At 37.0% G+C, this 5,586-nt stretch carries 6 protein-coding genes; 3 read left to right on the top strand and 3 right to left on the bottom strand.

The genetic code is table 11. The features are described from left to right. The coding region (locus ABWO41_RS14845; RefSeq protein ID WP_353139725.1) for an acyl-CoA dehydrogenase family protein at positions 1–931 on the top strand (931 nt) is incomplete at its 5' end. A gap of 126 nt (positions 932–1,057) precedes the next feature. Continuing rightward, the gene (locus tag ABWO41_RS14840; protein ID WP_353139722.1) at positions 1,058–1,726 is read left to right on the top strand and encodes a class I SAM-dependent methyltransferase; all 669 of its coding nucleotides are present in this window, start codon (positions 1,058–1,060) and stop codon (positions 1,724–1,726) included. Positions 1,727–1,781: 55 nt separating this feature from the next. On the opposite strand, the gene ABWO41_RS14835 is transcribed toward ABWO41_RS14840, so the two are convergent. The 3 genes from ABWO41_RS14835 to proS all read right to left on the bottom strand — a co-directional run bounded on the left by ABWO41_RS14835 (position 1,782) and on the right by proS (position 5,131). After that, on the bottom strand, positions 1,782–2,213 hold the full coding sequence (locus tag ABWO41_RS14835) for a hypothetical protein (RefSeq protein WP_353139719.1): 432 nt from the start codon (positions 2,211–2,213) through the stop codon (positions 1,782–1,784). 147 nt (positions 2,214–2,360) lie between these two features. Next, the gene (locus ABWO41_RS14830) at positions 2,361–3,500 is read right to left on the bottom strand and encodes a cystathionine gamma-synthase (RefSeq protein WP_353139716.1); all 1,140 of its coding nucleotides are present in this window, start codon (positions 3,498–3,500) and stop codon (positions 2,361–2,363) included. Positions 3,501–3,658: 158 nt separating this feature from the next. Then, positions 3,659–5,131 (bottom strand): proline--tRNA ligase, encoded by a 1,473-nt coding sequence (gene proS, locus ABWO41_RS14825; protein WP_353139714.1) that lies wholly within the window; start codon positions 5,129–5,131, stop codon positions 3,659–3,661. Positions 5,132–5,333: 202 nt separating this feature from the next. On the opposite strand from proS, the gene ABWO41_RS14820 reads away from it, so the two are divergent. Then, positions 5,334–5,586 (top strand): hypothetical protein (locus ABWO41_RS14820; RefSeq protein ID WP_353139711.1); only part of this gene is annotated, 253 nt, incomplete at its 3' end.

The following is a 5,586-nucleotide window of genomic DNA, read 5'->3' as shown; positions in this document are numbered from 1 at the left end:
ACCGCTTCCAGAAATATTACGATTGGAAGAAAATTTAGCAAAAGCAGATGGCAGTCTGGCTTGGACTGTTACTTTGTGCAGCGGTGCTGCCTGGTTCTCCGGATTCTTAGACAAAAATTTGGCAAAGGAAATTTTTGCAAATCCTAAAACTTGTTTTGCCGGCAGCGGAGCCGTTAGCGGCACTGCTATGAAAACGGAAAATGGCTATCAGATTAACGGAGTATGGAAATATGCCAGCGGAGCCCTGCATGCTACTATTTTTACGGCAAACTGTACTATCGTAAACGGAGACAATTCTCCTGTATTAGCCGAAAATGGCGAAGAATTGGTAAAATCTTTCATCCTAAAGAAAGAAGAAGTTGAAATTTTAAGTGAATGGGCCTATTTTGGACTTATAGCAACTGGTAGCCACGCCTTTAAGGTCAATAATTTGCAAATCCCATTCAACAGAGAATTCAAAATTAATGGAGAATTACAAGTAGACATTCCTTTATTAAATTACCCTTTTCTGCAATTAGCAGAGACTACACTGGCAGTAAATTATTCTGGGATGGCCTTACATTTTGCGGAGTTGGTAGATGATTATTTCTATACCAGATCAGGAATTAAAAGATATACTGCAGAACAAATTAAATATTTCGAAAAAGAGGTCTCAGATCTTAAGCTCAATTTTCAACAGGTAAGATCTAATTTCTTCAATAGTGTAGATTTATCATGGAAAGAGTTTTCTGAAACCGGACTGTGCAAGCAGGAAACCTTAAATTCGATAAGTAAAAATAGTCGCATACTTGCTCATACAGCTATAAAAATGGCAGATACATTGTATCCTTATTGTGGTTTGGAAGCCGCAAAAAAAGCCAGTGAGCTAAATAGAGTATGGCGGGATTTGCATACGGCAAGCCAGCATTCTTTGTTGACTTTTGATTTTTAGGATACTAGTTTAGTAATAAACTGCTATTCTTTATTCAATATCAAACACAACCTCCTTAATATTCTTATCAGAAAGGGACTATTATAGTATACAAAACACTATCTTAACATGTACTATTTATAAAATATGAAAAACGAATTAACAGAAAACGATTTAATTCAACTTGCTAAACAGCTAAGCTGTCCTGAAGGTCAAAACGGAATAAAGACCGCCGACATGATGAACGAAGGGAATATAGAAATGACATTATCTTCCATTAAAGCACTTAACATTAAAGATGGAGATACGGTTTTGGAACTAGGACATGGGAACTGCGGTCATTTAAGCAAAATCTTAAATGAAGCAAATCATATTCAGTACACAGGTCTCGAGATATCGGAAACCATGAAGCAACAAGCTTTACTTAAGAACAGTGAATTTATATCTGATAGCACAGTAAGATTTAATATTTATAACGGCGAAGACATACCTTACGAAAGTAACACCTTTAATAAGATTATGACAGTAAACACCATTTATTTCTGGACAAATCCACTGCATTTATTTAACGAAATATACAGAGTACTGAAACCTGACGGTTTGCTCGTTTTGAGTTTTGCCCAAAAGGAATTTATGGAAAAGCTGCCTTTTACCAAATATGGCTTTAATTTATTCGACAATCAAAAACTATCAGAACTTATACAGCAAACCAAATTCAAAAAAGTCGAATTCATTGAAAAGGCCGATGTGGTCAAAAGCAAAACCGGGGAAATAGTTAACAGGCTTTACACTATAGCGAAACTCGGAAAATTTTAAAGAGGACCTGCTTCAACTCCTCTGATGATTAGAAATCGCAGCAGGTCATTTTTACTTATTTTTTTAATGCTTCCTTTACATTTTCGATTTTTCTGTCTGCTTTCTCAGCAGCGTCTTTCATGTCATTCTTAGTTTCCTGAGCGGCCGACTTTGCACTTTCAACGGTACTGTCTACACCTTGTCTGATATCCTGTACGGCATTATTTGTTGCGCGTTTAGTTTTCTCCCAGGCTAACTTTGCCTCTTCCAAAGTTTTTCTAGCCGCTTCTTCGGCTTTTTTATCACCCTTTGCAATAGCATCGTCAAGAGCTTGCTGAGCTTTTTCGATCTTCGCTTTCATTTCAGCTTCAACTCTGTCTACAGATTGGTCCAAGGAGTCTATGGCCTGGTCTAACTGCTCACCTGCAGTCTCTTGTTTTGCATTATTATTGCAAGCTGCGAAAGTTAAAGTGGCAGCAATTGCTGTCAAAAATGTTAATTTTTTCATATTGGTTATTTGTTGATATGAATAACCTAGAAACAGTTTTTATTCATCAATGTTTCATAGTTATCCAAATAACTCCTAAAAAAGCTTTTATTAAAAAAAGCGAATAGCCATAAACTATCCGCTTTAATAATATCTAATTTTGAAAAGCTATTTAAGTGCTTGTTCCAAATCTTCCAAAAGGTCTTCTATATCCTCTATTCCTACACTTAGGCGGAGCAGATTATCTGTAACACCAACTTTTTCACGCTCTTCTTTCGGAATAGAGCCATGCGTCATAGTCGCAGGATGATTAATTAAAGATTCTACCCCTCCTAAAGATTCGGCTAAAGTGAAAACTTTAAAAGAAGAAGCTATCCTGAATGTTTCCTGCAAATTTGCGTCTTTTAATACAATAGAAATCATTCCACCGAAACCACGCATTTGTATTTTAGCGACATCGTGATTTGGATGGTCGGTAAATCCCGGCCAATATATCTTTTCTATTTTAGGATGATTCTTTAAGAAATGAGCTATTTTTTCTCCATTCTCGCAATGAGCTTTCATTCTTAAATGTAGTGTCTTTATACCTCGTATAGCCAGAAATGAATCTTGCGGTCCTGGAGTAGCTCCACATGCATTATAAATAAACCATAGCTTTTTATACAGTTCCTCGTCCTTAACCACAATAGCCCCCATAACAACATCCGAGTGTCCGGCAATATATTTCGTTACAGAATGCATTACTATATCTGCCCCCAAATCCAAAGGGTTTTGCAAAAAAGGTGAGGCAAAAGTATTATCTACCGTCAGTAGCAGATTATGCGCTTTAGCAATTTTAGAAACCGCAGCAATATCAATAATCTGCATTGTCGGGTTTGTTGGAGTTTCTATCCAAATTTGTTTGGTGTTCCCGTTAATATAAGGAACAATATTCTCGGGTTGGGAAAAATCTACAAAGTGAAATTTGATACCATAATTAGCAAATACTTTTGTAAAAATACGATAAGACCCACCATAAAGATCATTTCCGGTGATAACTTCGTCTCCCGGTTTTAATAGCTTCATAATGGCATCTGTAGCCCCCATTCCGCTGGAAAAAGCCAACCCGTAATTGCCGTTTTCTAAAGCCGCCAAACAATCTTCCAATGCCTTACGTGTAGGATTTGTACCTCTTGAATATTCAAATCCCTTGTGATCTCCGGGCGATGCCTGGGCATAAGTAGAAGTTTGATAAATAGGCGTCATCACAGCTCCCGTTGCCGGATCCGGGTGCTGACCTGCGTGAATAGCTTTAGTTCCGAATTTCATATTGCTTCCAGTTATTGTTGTCCGTTATTCGTTATTAGACTTCTTAAATGACATCTGCTAACTTAAAATCTAACATCATTTATATATACCAGGCTCAAATCAACTACTCAACACTCATTTATTGATACTTAATACCTAATACTTAATACTACCTACCTTTAATAAGCTCTGGCAAATAAAACTCTTTGCGTAGATGGCTTTCCTGTTAATATACAAGTACCTTCTTCTTGTTCGTTGTTTAAAGGAATACATCTGATAGTTGCTTTTGTTTCCTCTTTGATTCTTTGCTCAGTTTCCGGAGTTCCATCCCAATGGGCAGAAACAAAACCAGGTTGCTCATCAAGAACACGTTTAAACTCTTCGTAAGAGTCTACTTTTACTGTATTTTCTTCTCTAAATTGAAATGCCTTTTGATAGATGTTATTTTGAATTTCTTCCAGTAATTGTTCTACTACATCTTCAATATGATCTCTGGATATAGTTTCTTTGGTTCTGGTATCTCTTCTAGCTATTTCTATCGTATTATTATCCAAATCTCTGCCGCCCATTGCCAAACGAACCGGAACTCCTTTCATTTCATATTCAGCAAATTTAAAACCAGGTCTTTGCGTATCCCTGTCGTCATATTTAACAGAAATACCCTTAGCTTTTAATTTAGCAATGATATCATCAGCTACTTCTGTTATTCTTGCCAACTCTTCTTCTCCTTTATTAATCGGAACAATAACCACTTGTATTGGAGCTAATTTTGGCGGCAACACCAAACCTGCATCGTCTGAATGTGCCATAATCAAAGCCCCCATTAAACGGGTAGAAACCCCCCAGGAAGTTGCCCATACAAACTCCTGCTTACCTTCTTTACTCGTAAATTTAACATCGAAGGCTTTAGCAAAATTTTGTCCCAAGAAATGAGATTTGCCCGCCTGTAGCGCTTTTCCATCCTGCATTAATGCTTCAATACAATAAGTTTCTAAAGCTCCCGCAAAACGCTCGTTAGCTGTTTTTTTACCTCTAACAACCGGAAGTGCTAACCAATTTTCGGCAAAATCTGCATAAACTTCCAGCATTCTCTCTGTCTCTTCTACAGCTTCTTCTTTTGTAGCATGTGCTGTCTGCCCCTCCTGCCCTAAAAACTCCGCTGTTCTTAAAAACAATCTGGTACGCATTTCCCAACGTACTACATTAGCCCATTGGTTTACCAGAATTGGTAAATCACGATAAGATTGAATCCACCCTTTGTAAGTGTTCCAAATAATAGTCTCTGAAGTAGGTCTGACAATCAGCTCCTCTTCCAGTTTTGCTTCCTCATCTACAATGATATTTCCTGTACCATCATTTTTTAACCTATAGTGGGTAACAACGGCACATTCCGTGGCAAACCCATCCACATGAGACGCTTCTTTAGAAAAAAATGACTTTGGGATGAATAAAGGAAAATAAGCGTTTGAATGTCCCGTTTCTTTAAATTTTTGGTCTAAAACAGATTGCATCTTTTCCCAAATCGAGTAGCCGTAAGGTTTAATGACCATACACCCCCTAACGGCCGAATGTTCTGCTAAATCTGCCTTGGCTACCAACTCGTTATACCATTGCGAATAATCTTCTGATCTGCTTGTTAATCCTTTACTCATAAACTATGTTGGAATATTTTTTGTATTTATTTTTAATGTTTTTAATGCGGTCAAAGTTAAAAAATATTAAGCGTATTAAGTCCTTTAATATTTAAACCTTTTGATTGTATTATCGTCTATATCTTTGTATCGTAATATTTACCAAAAACGTATAAAGTTAAGTATAGATGTTACCTATATTTATGTACTAAATCTGAAGGAGATGAAAACGAATATTATATATATATTATTTGGCGGGTTGGCTTTAACATTAGCCAGTTGTACAACCAGCCAGATGGCTGTACAAAATACAGCAAACGGAGACGATGTATACAGCTCTACCGTTGAGGCTAAAAAAATAACTTACACTCCAAGGCGGGTGGAAGATTATCAATCCAGAAATGAGGAAGGCGATTATTATCAGGAAGATAGCAGTGGTTCAAGAATATATATAGACCGCCGGAATCCTTATAGCT

The sequence above is a fragment of the Pseudopedobacter sp. genome (assembly GCF_040392825.1).
Lineage (GTDB): Bacteria > Bacteroidota > Bacteroidia > Sphingobacteriales > Sphingobacteriaceae > Pseudopedobacter.
This window is presented reverse-complemented; position numbering and strand designations above follow the sequence as displayed.

Bases quoted from the DNA above. Each gene is read 5' to 3' on its own strand.
- ABWO41_RS14840 (WP_353139722.1), top strand. From the start codon at position 1,058: ATGAAAAACGAATTAACAGAAAACGATTTAATTCAACTTGCTAAACAG.
- ABWO41_RS14835 (WP_353139719.1), bottom strand. From the start codon at position 2,213: ATGAAAAAATTAACATTTTTGACAGCAATTGCTGCCACTTTAACTTTC.
- ABWO41_RS14830 (WP_353139716.1), bottom strand. From the start codon at position 3,500: ATGAAATTCGGAACTAAAGCTATTCACGCAGGTCAGCACCCGGATCCG.
- proS (WP_353139714.1), bottom strand. From the start codon at position 5,131: ATGAGTAAAGGATTAACAAGCAGATCAGAAGATTATTCGCAATGGTAT.